Source organism: Kitasatospora sp. NPDC015120 (genome assembly GCF_043080305.1).
Taxonomy (GTDB): domain Bacteria; phylum Actinomycetota; class Actinomycetes; order Streptomycetales; family Streptomycetaceae; genus Kitasatospora.
On sequence record NZ_JBIBVJ010000085.1, the window covers coordinates 1 to 1,032 of the forward strand.

2 rRNA genes are annotated in these 1,032 nt (G+C 58.5%); both read left to right on the top strand.

The features are described from left to right. Window positions 1-385 (top strand): 23S ribosomal RNA (locus ACF1AK_RS36475); the annotation flags it as partial. A 159-nt stretch (window positions 386-544) separates the two neighbouring features. Continuing rightward, window positions 545-661, top strand: a 5S ribosomal RNA gene (gene rrf, locus ACF1AK_RS36480). Window positions 662-1,032: the final 371 nt, after the last annotated feature.

Sequence of the window (1,032 nt, forward strand, 5' to 3'; positions counted from 1 at the left end):
GCATCCTGGGGCTGGAGTAGGTCCCAAGGGTTGGGCTGTTCGCCCATTAAAGCGGCACGCGAGCTGGGTTTAGAACGTCGTGAGACAGTTCGGTCTCTATCCGCCGCGCGCGTTAGAAACTTGAGGAAGGCTGTCCCTAGTACGAGAGGACCGGGACGGACGAACCTCTGGTGTGCCAGTTGTTCCGCCAGGAGCACCGCTGGTTAGCTACGTTCGGAAGGGATAACCGCTGAAAGCATCTAAGCGGGAAGCCTGTTCCAAGATGAGGTTTCTCACCCCCTCGAGGGGGTAAGGCCCCCGGCAGACCACCGGGTTGATAGGCCAGAACTGGAAGTGCAGTAATGCATGCAGGTGACTGGTACTAATAGGCCGAGGACTTACCACAAAGAAGCTACGCGTCCACTGTGCGGTATCTGAAACAACACACAGATACTGATGAGAAACCCTGTTTTCTCCGTCATCCATCCACCCCGTAACGGGTTCGGGTTGATGCACGGTGAAACCAGGTGATCAGAAGAAGGTTACTGTGACAGTTTCATAGAGTTACGGCGGTCATAGCGAAGGGGAAACGCCCGGTCCCATTCCGAACCCGGAAGCTAAGCCCTTCAGCGCCGATGGTACTGCACTCGACAGGGTGTGGGAGAGTAGGACACCGCCGAACACAACGTAAGAGAAGCCCCCCAACCAGTCATGGTTGGGGGGCTTTCTCGTACCCAAAACACCCCCACCATCACCCGAAAGTACCTTCGCCGGCACCCCCGACTTCGAGTGAACGGTACGTTCGTCGCCTCAGATCGACCGAACGTACCGTTCACACCATCAGGGGCGGGCACGCCGCCGGCACCCCGGCATGGAGTGAACGACACGCTCACCCTCTTGGACGAGGGGAACGGTACGTTCACACCATCACTGAAAAGCGTGCGCGCACCACAGGTCTCGTCAGTCGAAGGTCAATCTCGACACCAACCTGCCACGGAACCCGTCGAGCGTGGCTAGGCTCGGAAGAGGTGCCCCGTGTGATCGGGCCCACCT